Here is a 15399-nt window from a genome sequence, read left to right as displayed (position 1 = left end):
CAAAACGAGGTTTAACCATAACGAATAAGTTGAGTCACCTATTAGTATGAGCGGAAAATATTCACGTTTAGTCAACTGACTTCGATGTACAATGTCGCAACAGATTTGAATTTTGTTAAGCTGCAATAAACTACCTATTAATTATGTAGTCTCAAGTGAGAAGACTACGCAAACAACAACAGGAAAGTGATGACAACTTTGTTTTGGCAAAAACGTCCAAGTAAAAAATTGCTAGCTGTTATTTTGTTGGTTGTTGCCTTAATTACATTGATTGTTTTTCGGCGACCGATTGCCATCAAAACTATTGAACACTTTACCCGCGCACAGAATTTAGAGGTTTCCTGTTTAGATTTTTCATTCGATTGGCAGCTGAACCTCAAGATTGAACAAGTGTGTATGTCTTCGCCTCTAGGCAATGTGTTAGTTCGTGATGCTATTTGGCAGCCCTGGCCCAACATATTAAACATCGAAAAAATAAAAGTTACACATCTCGGATCTTCTAATCAGTTTGCAACCGAATCAAAACCAAAACCATCAACCGATCCAATAACTTTACCCAAGGGTTTACCCAAACTAAGGATCTCAAAAGTTGAAATAGATTCGGCTGCGTTGCGTCAGCCGCTCAATTTAAGTATGAACTCAGTTTCAAGCAATGAACTTCGTATCACCGGTGATATCAATGCTGCTATTAAAATGTCAAAAAACACCCTCACCGCTACCCTAGAATGGAGTCTATTTGACCTTACCAATTGGTTACCGCAAGTTCAAAATATAGCCGCTAACAACCCGCAGTTATTAGGGAAATTTGCAGCTGATAATACTAAAATCGCGACGCGTTTAATCTTTGATGGTAAAACACTTAACAGCGACAGCAGTTTGCTCTTAAGCAACAGAGTTGAGCTTGAAAACTGCCCAATAGAGGTTGCACTTGAAGGCCATGTTTTAGTTGATTTGGAGTTATCAGGCTCTAATCTCAGAGTGGATTTAAGTCAACTCAAAAACAATTTTAGTTTGATGCACTGCCCAGTGTTACAAGATTATTTTGCAGACCATGATTTACCAGCCTTATCTTTTTTGGTGCCGCAAAAAGTCACCATAAATGCAACCCAAATTAATCTACCCCAGTTTCTCATTATTGATAAACACAACCCCACTCGCAGTCTTGAGTTACAGAAACTAACCTATCAATTTACAGGGGGGCTTAGGTTTGGATACGAAGTTTCGATTGCACAATCGATACAGAGCAAACTTATTCAAGCCGGAATGTTTGAATTACAAACTCAAGGTGATATCTCTGTTGATGCTTCGCAATTGCATACACCACTATCAGCCATATTAAAATTCAGCAACAATACCCATAAGTTGGAAGTGAGTGACCTAAAGTTGGACTCGTTGCATCTTGCAAGTCTTGGGAGTCAGTTTTCCGTCGAGTACCAAATAGCAAACCCTATTAAGATTCAGGCAGTGGTAGATACTTCAGGTATACAATTGGATGACCTTAAGCTTCTAAAAACCACTAGCCAATTGACTGCTTCAGGGGAAACCCTTAATAACTTGCAACTAAATATCGACACCGAACTGTTGCAACTATCTCACCCTGAAACAAAAGTGCAAAAGATTCACAATCAGCTGACACTCAACCTCAAAGAATTATCAGATTTAAGTTTTACAGGGAACTCAAATTTCACTGGAATCACCGCACAGAATATCAAGTTGCAACCAATAACTATGGCACATTCAGGACAAGTCAGTTGGCCAGAAACAATTGTATCTAGTGACCATGAAATTAACTTAGAGCAAGGTTTTTCTATTAGGTTGCAACAGCAACAAAGCGACATTAATTTACAAGTAGTGCAACAAGACGTTATAGGTTTGCAAAGTATCGTTTCACAGTTAGATAACGCACTTACCATTAAACAAGGAGATCTCTCTGCAAATATTGACTTTACTCTACCCGAAAAAGGTGAGGAGCTTAGCGCCCAAGGAGAAGTAGATGTTCAAAACATCACGGCAAGCTATCAAGACTATGAACTAAGTAACATCAGTTACCAAACACCACTCACTTTTGATTCAGCGGGCCTTCAGATAAGTGAATCTAGTCTACACATCGACTCAGTTGATGCAGGGGTACCAATTGAAGACCTCAATGCGCAACTTATTGCAAATAACAGTGTGTTTCGTTTACAGCAAGTACGAGGGCAAATCTTCAATGGTAGGTTTTCAACCAGTCAGTTATGGTTAGACGGTCGAGATCAACAGTTTAACGTTAAATTCCAGAATATTGATTTAGCTGAGGTGATAGCACTGCAACAACAACCGGGAATCAAAATCACTGGAACTATGGATGGCGATTTACCTATGGTGATTAACAAAAAAGGGATTAGCATAGATGAAGGCTGGGCGTCGAGTCTATCAGGAGGAAAATTGACTATAGTGGATAATCCATCTTTTGAATCTATTAAACAGCAGCAACCGCAACTGGCGTTATTAGAAAACCTTGATTTCACTCAACTTGAAAGTAACGTGAAATTAACCCCAGATGGATGGATGTTTTTTGATTTCGCGCTTCAGGGTAATAACCCTGATAAAAAACAAAGTGTTAATTTTAATTATACTCATCAAGAAAATATATTTTCTTTACTTGAGTCGATACGATTGGTTAACTCAGTTGGCAATAACATTGAACAGAAAATAACCCAAGGTGATAAAAAGTGAAGATAACAGTTTTGATGCTCATGGCGATGGGGTTTCTTTTTGCTTGTACACATACAGTTCAAGTAGAAACCAAAGAGCCGATTACGATCAATATCAATGTGAAAATTGATCATGAAATTCGGGTCAAAGTGGATAAAGAACTTGATGACGTATTCAGTGACGACAGTAACTTGTTTTAAAACTAATTTAGGAACAACCTCATGAAAAACTCAATAGTGAAATCTCTTATTTTTGTTAGTATGTTTTTTAGCTGTATCGCTTTCGCAATGGACTTAGATGAAGCCAAAAATAAAGGTCTGGTAGGTGAAAAAGACAATGGTTATTTAGGTGTAGTTGTGGCTCAACAAGACGCCCAAGCCTTAGTTGTTGATATCAACGCCAAACGCAAAGTGGTGTACCAAAACCTCGCGAATAAAAATGGCATCACTGTGCAGCAAGTAGAAAAACTAGCCGCCCAAAAAGCCTATGACAAAACCACTGCAGGTCATTACTTATGGGTAGGCGGCAAGTGGATAAAGAAATAACCCTTGAGCTGTAAGCGCGCCATTGCAATAGATATCACGAGAATTATATGCCTAATAACTTGAAACAAAACTACCAATATCGTCGACGAGTCATGCGTGTATTGTTATTTTTTGTTGTTGTTGCTGGATTTATTTTTTCTGCGGTTAATTTTTATCGAGGGCTAATACCGCTAGCAATAATGGAGTTAACTTATGCACTATTCTCATTATTTTTATGGCAAATAATTCTAGTCACTGCGCGGTTCCAAATGTGGATAACGCTTTTTCTAGTACCGTTTTTTATCATACTCGTTTACGCAATGTACGTTCCCAACTCTTCTGAATCTATATTCGTTTGGATTCTAACCGTCCCAGTGATTTCTTACCTTTTAATGGGGCGCCGTCAAGGATTTTGGCTGTCGTTGTTTTTTATTTCCTGTGGCGTGACGGTTTATCACTTTCGCTTTATTGGAGGTGATTTAGCGATAAACATTGCCGATTCGGTCAACATTATAGCGAGTGCATGCCTTATGATCTCACTTGCTCATGTTCATGAAATCAACCGAGAAAAAAATGAAGAGCGGCTACTCGAGTTAGCCGGTACCGATAAATTAACTGGTTTAGCCAATCGTATGAAATTAATGGATACCTTTAAGACTTACGCTGAATACGCTAAACGTCATGAATCTCCATTGTCCGTAGTACTATTTGACTTAGACTTTTTCAAAAATATTAATGACAAACATGGTCATCATGTGGGCGATGTGACCTTGCGTAATATCGCTCGTTTTATTGAAGGCAAAATTCGAAAAACGGATTTATTAGCTCGATTTGGTGGAGAGGAGTTTGCTTTACTAATTGCAGGTTCAAGCGAAGAAAATTGTTTTCAACGTGTTAACCTAATAAGACAACAACTAAGCGAAACAGTTTTTAGTTATGAAGAAAAACCTCTAGCAATGACGGTCAGTGCAGGAATCTCAACATTTGGAAGCGACGGTACCAGTCTAGATGATTTACTTATGAAAGCTGATCAACGCCTATATTTGGCTAAGGATAATGGCCGCAATTGTGTAGTTGATGCAAATAATGAACAAAGTATCAACTTGGAGCTAAAAAACCTGTAAATTCGAGAATTAGCCACTCCCTGTAACAATTAATAACGGAGTAAGAATTGATAAATATTGTTCCATACAACAATACTTGGGCAGCAATGTTTGAGGCAGAAAAAAAATTGTTACAGTCAGTGATAGGCGAATGGATTTGTGGCTCAATTGAACATGTCGGCAGTACATCTGTCGTAGGCTTAGCAGCCAAACCTGTTATAGACGTTATGCTAGGGGTGAAATCCCTTGATGAATCCAAGACTGCAATCGATGTGTTAATTCAAAGTGGTTACAATTATTATCCTTACAAAACTGAAGTGATGCACTGGTTTTGTAAACCCTCTCCTGAGTTTCGTACCCATCATTTGCATTTAGTCCCTTACAACAGTGAGTTGTGGATTGAGAGAATTCAATTTAGAGATCATTTGCGTGAAAATCCACAAGTTGCCGATGAATATGCTGCGTTAAAACGCAAACTTGCCGCTAACTATTCAGATAACAGAGAGCTTTACACAGAAAATAAATGGCCTTTTATTCAGAAAGTTTTACAGTCGATTAACCAAAACACGATTTAACACTAGAACCTTAATATTTCAAATAGACAGTTAAGTTGGATTCAAGAGCCTTACTTGTTTGAGTTTGAGTTAGTTTTTGTGTCGCGGGCAACAGCATTACTCACCAAATCATCGCTATACTTTTGATAGCGCAAAACACAGGCTTTGCAAATACATGTTTTTCCTTTGTCTGCCTCAGGGACGGTATTTAATAAACTAGCAGGAAAGGCGATTGTAATATCCATACACCAGCACGCTTTAACTGGAGTGGCGTTATTAGCATTGACGAATCGCTGACCGCAAGAATTATCCTCTCCACACAAAGGACAAAGATTTGCAGCAGTGCTATTTTCTTTACTCAAAAATCACTCCAATAAACGCTAGGATAAAAACTCTACTCCACAAACCAAAATTGACATTTTAGTACTCATAACAATCATATACCCTCAATACTTTTGAAAACTTTTCAAGACACTTAACTGCTTTTCCCTGCTTTTACTGATTGTTTCTGCTTCTCCCTACTTTTCCTTGCTTACACTGCTTTGTGTTATTCAACTTTAAACAACCAATCTAATCCTTGTATAGCCGTTGTAGGGAAAGCAGTTTCGTGATTTGCTCCTTGAATAGTTAACAATTTAACTTTGGTATTTGGAAATAAGCCCTTGGAGAGTTTCGATTCAAGACGTTTAGCTCCTTCAACCATATCGTGACTGGGAGAATCAAGTTGAGGCGTTTCATTAGAACCAACGGCAATAAACACCTTATGTTTATTTAAGTTAGGCTCAGTTTTGATGTTAAGTACATCATAATCTTTAAACCAAACCGATGGGCTACCTAAAATATAATTATTAAACATTTTGGGATCGGTAAACAATACATAGGCACCTAACAACCCGCCAAGTGAGTTACCAATAAAAGTACGAGAATCATTGGCTCTGTAATGTTTTTCAATGTAGGGGAAAACAGACTGTTTAATAAAACTCAGGTAATCGTTTGCTTTACCAGTTTTATACTTCCAAGTCGTATCTTCAATGTGAGTATAATCGCGAATTCTACTGGACGGGCCTTTAGAGCCCTTAGAATATGAAATACCCACTATTATGGCTTCTTGCATTTTTCCAGTATTCATTGGAAAACGCGTCGCGCCTGATACGATTTGAAAACTATACCAAGCATCCATTAAGTAGATCACAGGGTACGACTTTTCTTTATGCCTGTCATACGAACGGGGTAATTTGATAAAAAGTGGATACTCCCTTTGCAAATCAGGGACCTTAATATTGATGACCTGACTTCTAGGAATTTCGAATCTAGGTGTCTCTTGCGCTTTTAAGTTTAAAGCCGTTAAAACTAAAATAGATAGCAAGATCCAATGCCAAGAGATCCTTAAACTTTTGTGTTGAGCCCTCTTGCATCTTAAGGTTAAGCGAGTCGAAATAGGAATTGTTATAAAAGGGGGACTGTTAATCATTTTGGGTCACTTTGATTATGTTGAAACCTTCATCAGATGAAGGAGCCGTAAAATACTGGGTGACTTTCTCGAACATTTCTGGTGTATCAGTGGCAGCTCTGACTGGCTGCTCTTGGCGTCTTTTTGCTATCTGTCCTAGACAAACTTCATTTGGCACATCAATAAGAATTAGATTATGAGGAGCATGAATTTCCGAGAAAATACTCCGAAACCATTCTCTTTGGGAAACCGTATTCGCCGGAAAGTCCATCACCACATTAGTTCCAGCAGACAATATCGATTGCACAAGTTTTTTGATCTGCGGCTTCAATAATCCTGAATATTCAATATAGTCACTAAGGGACGAAATTTTATTAGGGTACAGTGACGCCAGCCATTCGTCTTCGCTAATCAACACCGCCTGACTTGCATGGGCAACTTTACTCGCTTTAGTGGACTTTCCTGCCCCCATTTTGCCGCAAAAAAAGGTTAAGGTTCCTGGCTTCATAGTGGTTCTCTATTTTAATTAAAAGGACGTGATGACTGATTACATCACTTTGGCACCGAAAAAATCCAACAAGTTACAATCTAATTTAAAAACAGCCATCCAAACACTATTATTTGTAACATTGATTATGCTCGTGCTTTAAAGCATTTCATAAAGATATGCTTATGAAAAGGTTAATCTTTTTTATTCTTTAGCGCCCCCGATAACTTGGCTCGAATTCAATTGATCGTGCACATATCTACAAAAATTTTTCTATCAAACTAAAAAACACTCCAAAGTTTTTTATAGCCAAAGTTACAAACCTTAAAGGAGTGATTTATGAGCCATTTTTTATCAACCCCACATATCTTACGAATGTTAACTTTAGTATTCGCAGCCGCCATTGTTAGTGGATGTTCGTCTACCACAAGCAGCGAACCTAGTTTTCCCGTTAGCAACCAACCTTCCTATACACCCACGGATTATTACCAGCCGATGGATGAGACCTGTGAGCAACAAGCAATGGAAATGGACAGTTTTGCACAACAATCTGGACAAGCAGCACAGTATTTAGCGTCTGCAAAAGCGATGCTGCGTTGTGTCAGTGGTATTCAATTTTCAAAAGGCCATCCAGATGCAGACAAAGCACTGCGATTAATGGCCATGTCAGTGATCAACCTAATTAAAGGGGGAGATATCGACGCAGCTCAGGCGGCGTTGAGGAAAACGCAATCTAAGTTCCCCGACAAAGATTTGTATTTTGCTGATTACAGTTCATTTTTTGATACCGCAACCGCTTTACTCGAACAACAAAAACTCACTCGTCATCAATTGGCAGCCCTAAATATTAGTGCCGATTTGCGCACCGAGATTGAACGCCAGCAATACTGGTTAAGCCACTAACAGGAGCATGTGATATGAACACTCGTATATTTTTATGGTCGCTTATTTTAACCCTAAGCCTAAGTTGTACTGATTTAGTACAGGCAAGCGAAGGCCGAAATTGGAACCCTGTAGCCAGTGATAAGTTAATAAAACTGCCAGCCAATATTATTGAAAAGCGTATTCAGCAAGACTTTGAAGCTTCACCTATGGCATTACATCTAGTTGAGCTTGAACAACAAATGCAAGGCAAACTATCACAACTTAAATCCTTGCAAGAATTGATATCACAAAGTGAAGGCGACGAATTAATTGACCAAAGGTTTGAGTTAGTACAACAGAAATCTGAATACTTAGACTTAATGCAAGAAACCCAAGATTTACGTCAAAACGCCTTAGCCAAAAAACAACGCTTGTACGAAAGTGTGTTAGGTAAATTACGCAGTAAAAAAGGCAATGCCTCTCGAGGTGAAGTTTATCAGCTCAAGCAGAAACAAGAACAAGCGCGTCAAAGAATGCAAAAGGTGTTGGCCCAAGTAGATAGCAGTTTAATTCACTTAGGCTTAGATAAACGTTCGCCTTACGCCGATGAGTTTGCGTTAAACCTAGCGAAAGTCGAAGACCTAAAAAACGCCATTTCGAAACATAAAGCCAATGCTTCCCCAACTTTAGGTGACGTAGAAGTGACCAGTGAAGAGTATGTGCGCCAGTTGTTAATGGAAGCGTCGACCGAACAGTCACTATTAGATCAAGAAGCCTTAATGTTTAGTTATATGGCGAAACTCGTCGCGCTTGATGCCCAGGCGCTGGAATATGAAATCAGCTACGGAGACGAAAACACCGAATTAACCCAACGTAATCGCACCAAACCGGCTGAAGTCGCCGATTTATTCTTATGAGTCCAATTTTGAATAGGAAACAATCATGAAAATCATATTAACAATCGCCACACTGGCTATCCTAATTAGCCCAAACATTTTTGCTAACAGCTTGTTTAGTTTGGAAAATTTAGAAAGAGAGCGTGCTGCGTTGCTGAGTACTCAACTCGATAGCGCGTTAGATTTAAATCAACGCCAACAAAAAGTGCAGACTATCTATCGCCGTTTGGTGGACATCGAACGTATGGTATTACGAGACGACCGTGTAACCGCAAGTAATAGTCCGCTGGCACAAAATGCTTTTAATAAATACGAGCTAACTTTTTTAGTACATTCAAGCGCTGAAAAAAACCTGCCGCCTATGTCTCACTGGATGTCTGAACTGCAATTAACCACAAATGGGATCTTGGCAGCTAAAGCAGGTCACAGGTAATGTTTATTTCCAAGACACTACCGGTTACCAGCAATGCCATTGGATTGTTTTTTGGTACTGGGATTATTTTATTGGCAGTCGCCAGTTATCTCACTCAGATGCCGGTGCTAGATTTAGTGACTTGGTTACAGAATGTCTTTAGTTGGAGTTTTGTAATCATATTTAGCGGCTTGTTTTCAGTCGCGGTGGTAGCAGGCGCCTCCATCAAAGCCGGTAAAAATAACAGCTTTTTATATGATGCAGGTTTACAAGCTGCCAATGGCATTTCAACCTTGGCGTTAACTTTTACCTTGTTAGGCATCAGCTTAGGAATCGGCACGCTTTCTGAACAGCCACTCACTCCTAGTTCGGTCAATGGCATTATTGGCGAGCTAACCAAACAATTTTCGATGGCATTTATGACAACTGTAGTAGGGCTACCCAGCTCTGCCATTTTACGAGCTTGGGTCAGTTTACGATATACAAAAATTGAGAAGGAATAACCTATGAAAACCTTATTTTTTATTGCCGCCTTAGCGGGAGCCATATATTTAATAATGCAAACCCCAGCTGGCCAATCTTGGCTACACGAAAGTGAACCCGAATCAGAGATTCAACAGACAGCCCAAAACGTTGAACAGGTAAGTACAGAAGTGGCGCAATCTATCGAAAACAAAGTCACCGAACTAGCACAAAACCTCAACCAAAAACAACAAGCACAAATCAATCAACTAGAAGGTCGCATTGCTGAGCTTGAAAACGAACTAGTCATGAGCCGTGTTGTGCAGAATCGTCAAGCACAGCATCAACAAAAGGTTGATAGCCAAAGTGTTGTAGATGGCGTAGTGACGCTTCATCCTTACGACCAACACCCTCAAAGTGACACTCAAAATGCAACGACAACCATTAAACCAAACATGGTTGTAGATACTGTGGAGGCAGAGATGTCAAATACCCTTGCAACTGCGCCAAACAATCAGTTACAACGCCAACGTCAAGCTAGACTTCAAGACATTGCGGATAGAATGGAAATGTCTTCGCTACAAGCCTTGGTAAACTGAGTTAAATGCACTTTTTACACAATAATAAACGGCCAACTAGTGCTACCTTGCGGAGCTTGTTGACTGTTGTGTTTGTAATCTGGTTGGCAAGTGTGATGTTTCAATATAATGACAACAAAGTTGAACATGATCCCAAAAACAACCACAAGCAGGCGCCTAGTAATATTGTGATTGAACAACTAACACTGCCACCAGTGCCCAAAACCAGCGCTAAAATTCAAACTTCGACCCAATCACCTTCTTCTGAACAACGCCCTGAAGCCACTATCGAAAAAGGAACACAACCTCCCTCAGCAAACCAACAACAGGTACAGCAAGTCTACGAACAGCTCAGCGACCACGCAATAGATATACAAATAGCTTGGCCGCAACAAGCTCATCAACAACAAGCGACATTAGACTTTATGTATCAATGCGCTAGCATGCAATTTGCGGTGTTAAACGGCAATAACATCACTAAGGTCAACCAATCTAGAGTCATTGATTACAGTGATTGGATACGTGTCGCTCAGGGCAACCTGTCAAAAAAAGAGCAGCATTGGCTTACCGCATATGCCCTTTCAGGCACCCCAATAAGATTGTTTCCAAGGGAAATCGACATACGTTTATCACAACATATAGCAAATACTTTAAAAGGCTCGAAATTAAAGACTCTAAGAGCACACTACCAAGTCAGCAACCAAACCCTATTTCTGAATGATATTCAGCTTAACGGGCAACCAATAAAAGGCAGTTGGCCGCTTTATCGCGGCAAATGTAATTGATCACGAAACGATTAATTTTTCAATTATTGGACATTCAAATCCCAAGTCAGTCTTAAATTATGCTGGCCCCTTGATAGATGAGTTCAGTTCCTGCTTCATTGAAATAGCCGATGAGGTCGTTCGCAAAAACCAATTATCTTTTAATGGCTCAATTGATAATAATTCTCATTAACAACTAAAAACAAACTTATTGAGAAAATTATTATGAAAAAAACAATCACTTTTGCTTGTATGCACTTTACAGTCGCTTTCACGGTAGCCTATTTATTAACCGGAAGCGCTTTGGTAGGTGGGGTGATAGCCCTTGTTGAGCCTGCGATTAATACCCTAGTATTCTATTTTCATGAACGTGTTTGGAACCAATTTGAAAGTCAGCCTGAAAGCCAAACGGTTAGCGGAGTTAGCAGCCATGCTGAGCCGTCATTCGAATCAAATAATATAGCTTTTACGTCCTAAGTTTATAGACCTAATGCAAACAGACATTTCAAACAAAGGAAAAACTAACATGAATGGTTGGGTAAACTTACAGAATTGGCAAGAGCTGGGGATTACAGTCAAGTTGTTTAAACAACTTATTACAAGATTTTTTAAAGCATTGATAGGCAGATAAGTCATCAGTTTTTCAGCTGATGACTTATCATTCGTTTTAATTAAAAACGATATTCTAAACCGACACTCGCTTGCTTAAAATCAGTATCAAAGTTTTCATCATCCAGATCATCAAATTCTAAACTGGTATCGTAAACACTGTAAGTGGCATTTAACACTAAGTTAGTGGAGATATTGAATGCCACCCCTCCTCCTACAAACACACTCTCATCATCAACTTTTCTGGAGTAGTCTAGCGCCTGATAATCGGTTTCAGACCATAATTGACCTACTTTAAGAAATAACGAAAACACTTCGTTAACTGGTAGGCTACCTTTAATGGCTGCCGTATAACCGTCAACGTCGGCGCGGGCTAAATCAGTGCCATAATCACCAAAATCAATATAACTACCCTCTAATGCAAAATACTGATTAAACCGGTATCCGGCAATTCCTTCAAAAGCCTCTTTATCATCGTCAAAATCATCATCACCCTCAACCCGCAGGTAACCGTAATTACCACCTAAATAGAATCCACTGTCGTTGATATCCTCACTTGAATTGCTTTGTGCAACAGTATTGAAAGACGCGGCAAGCGCAATGGCCGTAAGGCTAGTTAGAATTTTAGTTTTGTGCTTCATTCAGGTACCTCTTAGTAAATTAATTTGAAATTGAAGCCGCGTGAGCAGCGTTGAATTCAAATAACTAAGAGCAAAGCTCATGCCTAAAACCCAATCGAACATTTATCAAACAAAAACAACCATAAAACCAAGAAAAATGATTATTAAACCAGCAAAATTGAACTGTTCGAGAAATAGCAGTGAAAGATCAAGAAGTCGAATCAAGACAAGGTTTCACAGAGAGTGTAATTTTTACAAAAGAAGGAGCTCCCCGTCAGAAACAGGTGCACGAACAAACTCAATCAGCACTAAATAATTTAGCGCGCACTGTTGCTCGATATTCTCTAGGTGAGGTAGCCAGTAATTTTACAAACAAGGCAGTAAAATACCCTACATCTTGATAGCCAATTTTGTCCGCTACTTCGCTTACATTTAGGTTACTGGTTTGCAGTAAGTCTTTGGCGATTTCTATACGAATTCGTTGTAAGTATTGCAGCGGTGTTTGTTCAGTGGCGTTTTTGAATCGTCGGTTGAAAGTCCGCACACTCATATCAAAACGCGTGGCCACCTCAGATAGATTAATCTGGCGATTGTAATTGTCTTGCAACCAAATTTGCGCCTGCACTATATCTTCATCGGGGTGCTGTTTGGTACTCCCTTCAAAATAACTGGTGTTTTCGTAGGAGCGGCGAATTTCATGTGAAAAATTCCGTTCTACAATACTGGCGATGGCTTCGCCGTAAAGTCGTTTCACAAAATGCACCGTTAAATCGGCCATAGCATTAACACTGGCCGAGCAATATAGGTTTGTGGCCTGAGTAATGAAATATTGGCGTTTTAATTTAACCCTTGGATAATCTCTTTGAAATTGATCAAAATAATGCCAGTGAGTCGTGGCGGGTTTGTCATTTAACAATCCCGCTTCGGCCATAAAACAGCACCCTGTTCCCACAGCTGAGATCATCGCGCCATTTTCATAGGCACTGCACAACCAATCTAAAACTTGTGGATGTTTTTTAACTATAGGTCGGGGGTTGCGCCACAACGCAGGCAAATAGATGATGTCGCTGTGCCCTACTTCTTCTAATGTAGTATCTGGCGTTAACGAAAAACCAATACTGGTTTTAACAGGTACTTTATCGATGCCCACAGTTTGAATTAATACTGGTTCAACATGATTACCGCCTTGCACACGTGCCGCACTTTCAGCTGCTTGTAACATTTCAAAAGGCAAGGTAGTACTGGTAGCCAACATATTGTCACACAGCAAAAAAGTAATTTTATGGATAAGTCGACTTCGCTTTGTTGAGTATATCCCGTCAAGATATCAAAGCCATGGCTAAAACACCAAGACTTATGGCCAATATAACCCTGCCAGAACACTATCCAAGGCATTACACTCCTTTGCATTCTAGTTTTATTGGTATGTTAAATATGTCTTTGTTACCCGTCATCGTTGGATTCGGTGGTTTTAATGCCGCAGGTCGCAGTTCATTCCATCACGCTTACAAACGTATGGTGATAGAAAGCCTGCCAGAAAACGAACGTCAAGAAACTATGTTGGGTTTGGCGGCTATGATGAAACTAGTACGTTGCGAGAATGGAATTTATATTGATGACAACGAACAATCATTAACGCCGCAAGAAGTTGTATCGCGTTTTTCTGTTCAAATTTTAAACTCTACCCTTATTCGCAAGATTGAAAAAAGTCACTTTGACGTTGACGCCGTACATTGGCAAAAAAGTATCACCATGCACTCTACTGATAAACAAGGAATTTGTTTTGAATTGACCCGCAAACAACTACCGGACCCTGTGCCCACAAATTGGCAGATTAGTGATATCGATACTGACACAGTTAAAATTGAAATTACCGGTGAAGTAGAGTTCAAAACTGATAGTTATCGAGAAAGCTCAGTAAAAGTTGCTGGTCAACTACCTTCAGGCTTTAATCCAGAAGACCACTACAATGCGCGTTTTCATCCCCGCGGCTTACAAATGGCCATTATGGGTGCGTCAGATGCGGTACGCTCTTTAGGCATGGAATGGAAAACCGTTGTTGATGCCGTCAAACCTGACGAAATAGGCGTTTACGCCAGCAGTGGTATGTCGCAACTTGACGAAAATGGTAATGGAGGCATGTTGCAGTCTCGGTTAAAAGGAGCCCGAGTGAGCGCTAAACAATGCCCATTAGGCTTAAACAGCATGCCAGCTGATTTCGTAAATGCTTATGTATTAGGCAGCGTTGGCCATACTAGTGCTATTGCAGGTGCCTGCGCTAGCTTTCTTTATAATCTCAGAGCCGCTGTAGAAGATATCAGCAATGGTACACGCCGAGTAGCGGTAGTGGGTAACGCCGAAGCCCCAGTATTGCCAGAAATCATTGACGGTTATGCCACTATGGGCGCGCTGGCAAGTGACGAAAACTTAAAACGTTTGGACAAAACTGACACTGTTGATCACCGCCGTGCCAGTCGACCTTTTGGAGAAAACTGTGGTTTTACCATTGCCGAATCAACCCAATACGTGGTGTTAATGGATGATGCCTTAGCAGTCGAATTGGGAGCTGATATTCATGGCGCAGTCAGCGATGTTTTTATCAATGCCGATGGTTACAAAAAATCCATCTCCGCACCAGGCCCTGGCAATTACATTACTATGGCTAAAGCAGTAGCGGCCGCAAAGGCAATTGTGGGCGACGAAGCAATTCGTGAACGTTCTTTTATTCAGGCCCATGGTTCGAGTACGCCTGCTAACCGAATTACCGAATCAAAAATATTTGACGAAGTTGCAAACATTTTTGATATTAAAGACTGGCCAGTCACCGCCCCCAAAGCTTATGTAGGTCACTCCTTGGCTCCCGCTAGTGGTGAACAACTCATGGTGAGTTTAGGGGTGTTTAAACATGGCTTAATTCCTGGAATTAAAACCATAGATAAAGTGGCCGATGATGTATTTGATGAGCGTTTGAATATATCAACTACCGACATTGATAAAGGTGCCGGTAACGTTGATGTGGCGTTCTTAAACTCCAAAGGTTTTGGTGGCAATAATGCGACGGCTTCGGTGTTGTCACCAAAAATTGTCGAGGGAATGTTAGCTAAAAAGTACAGTAAACAAGTCATGACTGATTACGAAACCCGTCGAGACCAAGTGCGTGAAAAAGCCAACGCCTATGACCAGCAAGCTAATCAAGGACACTTTAATACCATTTACCATTTCGGTCAGGATTTGATAGACGAGAACGACATTCAGATGACGGCCCAAGAAATTCGCTTGCCTGGCTTTGCCAACCCAATCGATTTAAACCTATCCAACCGTTTTAAAGACATGATTTAATTATCAATTAAATCATGTCCAATTGCCCTGAGGAAACTCGGGG

At 40.1% G+C, this 15399-nt stretch carries 18 protein-coding genes; 13 read left to right on the top strand and 5 right to left on the bottom strand.

Annotated elements, in window-relative coordinates:
- Window positions 1–189 precede the first annotated feature (189 nt).
- The 5 genes from KO534_RS07100 to KO534_RS07080 are packed head-to-tail and all read left to right on the top strand — an operon-like array spanning window position 190 to window position 4896.
- Entirely contained in the window at window positions 190–2715 is a 2526-nt protein-coding gene (locus KO534_RS07100; RefSeq protein WP_215928860.1) for an intermembrane phospholipid transport protein YdbH family protein, read from the top strand.
- Window positions 2716–2729: 14 nt separating this feature from the next.
- Window positions 2730–2894 (top strand): YnbE family lipoprotein, encoded by a 165-nt coding sequence (locus KO534_RS07095; RefSeq protein WP_215928918.1) that lies wholly within the window; start codon window positions 2730–2732, stop codon window positions 2892–2894.
- Window positions 2895–2915: 21 nt separating this feature from the next.
- Window positions 2916–3239, top strand: a complete 324-nt coding sequence (locus tag KO534_RS07090; RefSeq protein ID WP_215928859.1) for a YdbL family protein — start codon at window positions 2916–2918, stop codon at window positions 3237–3239.
- A 47-nt stretch (window positions 3240–3286) separates the two neighbouring features.
- Window positions 3287–4342 (top strand): GGDEF domain-containing protein, encoded by a 1056-nt coding sequence (locus KO534_RS07085; RefSeq protein ID WP_215928858.1) that lies wholly within the window; start codon window positions 3287–3289, stop codon window positions 4340–4342.
- A gap of 47 nt (window positions 4343–4389) precedes the next feature.
- Complete coding sequence (locus KO534_RS07080; protein ID WP_252732007.1) at window positions 4390–4896, top strand: GrpB family protein; 507 nt, start codon at window positions 4390–4392, stop codon at window positions 4894–4896.
- Window positions 4897–4946: 50 nt separating this feature from the next.
- Here the strand turns inward: KO534_RS07080 and KO534_RS07075 are convergent, their stop codons facing one another.
- From KO534_RS07075 to KO534_RS07065, 3 genes are all read right to left on the bottom strand, one after another.
- Window positions 4947–5237 carry a cysteine-rich CWC family protein gene (locus tag KO534_RS07075; protein ID WP_215928857.1) on the bottom strand — a complete coding sequence of 97 codons (291 nt, stop codon included), beginning with the start codon at window positions 5235–5237 and terminating at the stop codon, window positions 4947–4949.
- A gap of 185 nt (window positions 5238–5422) precedes the next feature.
- Window positions 5423–6241, bottom strand: coding sequence for an alpha/beta hydrolase (locus KO534_RS07070; RefSeq protein ID WP_252732006.1), 819 nt, complete (start codon window positions 6239–6241; stop codon window positions 5423–5425).
- Window positions 6242–6338: 97 nt separating this feature from the next.
- Window positions 6339–6833, bottom strand: a complete 495-nt coding sequence (locus KO534_RS07065; protein ID WP_215928852.1) for an AAA family ATPase — start codon at window positions 6831–6833, stop codon at window positions 6339–6341.
- Window positions 6834–7151: 318 nt separating this feature from the next.
- Here KO534_RS07065 and KO534_RS07060 point away from each other — a divergent pair, with 318 nt between their 5' ends.
- From KO534_RS07060 to KO534_RS07030, 7 genes are all read left to right on the top strand, one after another.
- On the top strand, window positions 7152–7715 hold the full coding sequence (locus KO534_RS07060) for a hypothetical protein (protein ID WP_215928850.1): 564 nt from the start codon (window positions 7152–7154) through the stop codon (window positions 7713–7715).
- A 14-nt stretch (window positions 7716–7729) separates the two neighbouring features.
- A complete protein-coding gene (locus KO534_RS07055) occupies window positions 7730–8593 on the top strand; it encodes a hypothetical protein (protein WP_215928848.1) in 864 nt (287 codons plus the stop codon).
- Between the two features lie 25 nt (window positions 8594–8618).
- Complete coding sequence (locus KO534_RS07050; protein ID WP_215928846.1) at window positions 8619–9005, top strand: hypothetical protein; 387 nt, start codon at window positions 8619–8621, stop codon at window positions 9003–9005.
- Window positions 9005–9487, top strand: a complete 483-nt coding sequence (locus KO534_RS07045) for a hypothetical protein (RefSeq protein WP_215928844.1) — start codon at window positions 9005–9007, stop codon at window positions 9485–9487. Before KO534_RS07050 ends, KO534_RS07045 begins: the two co-directional genes overlap by 1 nt.
- 3 nt (window positions 9488–9490) lie before the next feature.
- Complete coding sequence (locus KO534_RS07040; RefSeq protein ID WP_215928842.1) at window positions 9491–10045, top strand: DUF2730 domain-containing protein; 555 nt, start codon at window positions 9491–9493, stop codon at window positions 10043–10045.
- A gap of 95 nt (window positions 10046–10140) precedes the next feature.
- Window positions 10141–10809 carry a hypothetical protein gene (locus KO534_RS07035; RefSeq protein ID WP_252732005.1) on the top strand — a complete coding sequence of 223 codons (669 nt, stop codon included), beginning with the start codon at window positions 10141–10143 and terminating at the stop codon, window positions 10807–10809.
- Window positions 10810–11013: 204 nt separating this feature from the next.
- Window positions 11014–11265, top strand: coding sequence for a DUF2061 domain-containing protein (locus tag KO534_RS07030; RefSeq protein ID WP_215928838.1), 252 nt, complete (start codon window positions 11014–11016; stop codon window positions 11263–11265).
- Between the two features lie 194 nt (window positions 11266–11459).
- Here the strand turns inward: KO534_RS07030 and KO534_RS07025 are convergent, their stop codons facing one another.
- On the bottom strand, window positions 11460–12038 hold the full coding sequence (locus tag KO534_RS07025) for a porin family protein (protein ID WP_215928836.1): 579 nt from the start codon (window positions 12036–12038) through the stop codon (window positions 11460–11462).
- A gap of 277 nt (window positions 12039–12315) precedes the next feature.
- Window positions 12316–13272, bottom strand: a complete 957-nt coding sequence (locus KO534_RS07020) for a GlxA family transcriptional regulator (protein ID WP_252732004.1) — start codon at window positions 13270–13272, stop codon at window positions 12316–12318.
- A gap of 179 nt (window positions 13273–13451) precedes the next feature.
- Here KO534_RS07020 and KO534_RS07015 point away from each other — a divergent pair, with 179 nt between their 5' ends.
- Window positions 13452–15356, top strand: a complete 1905-nt coding sequence (locus KO534_RS07015) for a beta-ketoacyl synthase (protein ID WP_215928913.1) — start codon at window positions 13452–13454, stop codon at window positions 15354–15356.
- The last annotated feature ends 43 nt before the right edge of the window (window positions 15357–15399 follow it).

The sequence above is a fragment of the Paraglaciecola arctica genome (assembly GCF_018861065.1).
GTDB classification, from domain to species: Bacteria; Pseudomonadota; Gammaproteobacteria; order Enterobacterales; family Alteromonadaceae; genus Paraglaciecola; species Paraglaciecola arctica_B.
Note: the sequence above shows the minus strand (reverse complement) of the source record. Positions and strands in the feature narration are given on the sequence as shown.

What these genes read in the sequence shown, in the direction of transcription:
- KO534_RS07065 (WP_215928852.1), bottom strand. Translation starts at nt 6,833, where the DNA reads ATGAAGCCAGGAACCTTAACCTTTTTTTGCGGCAAAATGGGGGCAGGA.
- KO534_RS07035 (WP_252732005.1), top strand. Translation starts at nt 10,141, where the DNA reads ATGTTTCAATATAATGACAACAAAGTTGAACATGATCCCAAAAACAAC.
- KO534_RS07015 (WP_215928913.1), top strand. Translation starts at nt 13,452, where the DNA reads ATGTCTTTGTTACCCGTCATCGTTGGATTCGGTGGTTTTAATGCCGCA.
- KO534_RS07090 (WP_215928859.1), top strand. Translation starts at nt 2,916, where the DNA reads ATGAAAAACTCAATAGTGAAATCTCTTATTTTTGTTAGTATGTTTTTT.
- KO534_RS07100 (WP_215928860.1), top strand. Translation starts at nt 190, where the DNA reads ATGACAACTTTGTTTTGGCAAAAACGTCCAAGTAAAAAATTGCTAGCT.
- KO534_RS07045 (WP_215928844.1), top strand. Translation starts at nt 9,005, where the DNA reads ATGTTTATTTCCAAGACACTACCGGTTACCAGCAATGCCATTGGATTG.
- KO534_RS07085 (WP_215928858.1), top strand. Translation starts at nt 3,287, where the DNA reads ATGCCTAATAACTTGAAACAAAACTACCAATATCGTCGACGAGTCATG.
- KO534_RS07025 (WP_215928836.1), bottom strand. Translation starts at nt 12,038, where the DNA reads ATGAAGCACAAAACTAAAATTCTAACTAGCCTTACGGCCATTGCGCTT.
- KO534_RS07020 (WP_252732004.1), bottom strand. Translation starts at nt 13,272, where the DNA reads ATGTTGGCTACCAGTACTACCTTGCCTTTTGAAATGTTACAAGCAGCT.
- KO534_RS07030 (WP_215928838.1), top strand. Translation starts at nt 11,014, where the DNA reads ATGAAAAAAACAATCACTTTTGCTTGTATGCACTTTACAGTCGCTTTC.
- KO534_RS07060 (WP_215928850.1), top strand. Translation starts at nt 7,152, where the DNA reads ATGAGCCATTTTTTATCAACCCCACATATCTTACGAATGTTAACTTTA.
- KO534_RS07055 (WP_215928848.1), top strand. Translation starts at nt 7,730, where the DNA reads ATGAACACTCGTATATTTTTATGGTCGCTTATTTTAACCCTAAGCCTA.
- KO534_RS07095 (WP_215928918.1), top strand. Translation starts at nt 2,730, where the DNA reads ATGCTCATGGCGATGGGGTTTCTTTTTGCTTGTACACATACAGTTCAA.
- KO534_RS07050 (WP_215928846.1), top strand. Translation starts at nt 8,619, where the DNA reads ATGAAAATCATATTAACAATCGCCACACTGGCTATCCTAATTAGCCCA.
- KO534_RS07040 (WP_215928842.1), top strand. Translation starts at nt 9,491, where the DNA reads ATGAAAACCTTATTTTTTATTGCCGCCTTAGCGGGAGCCATATATTTA.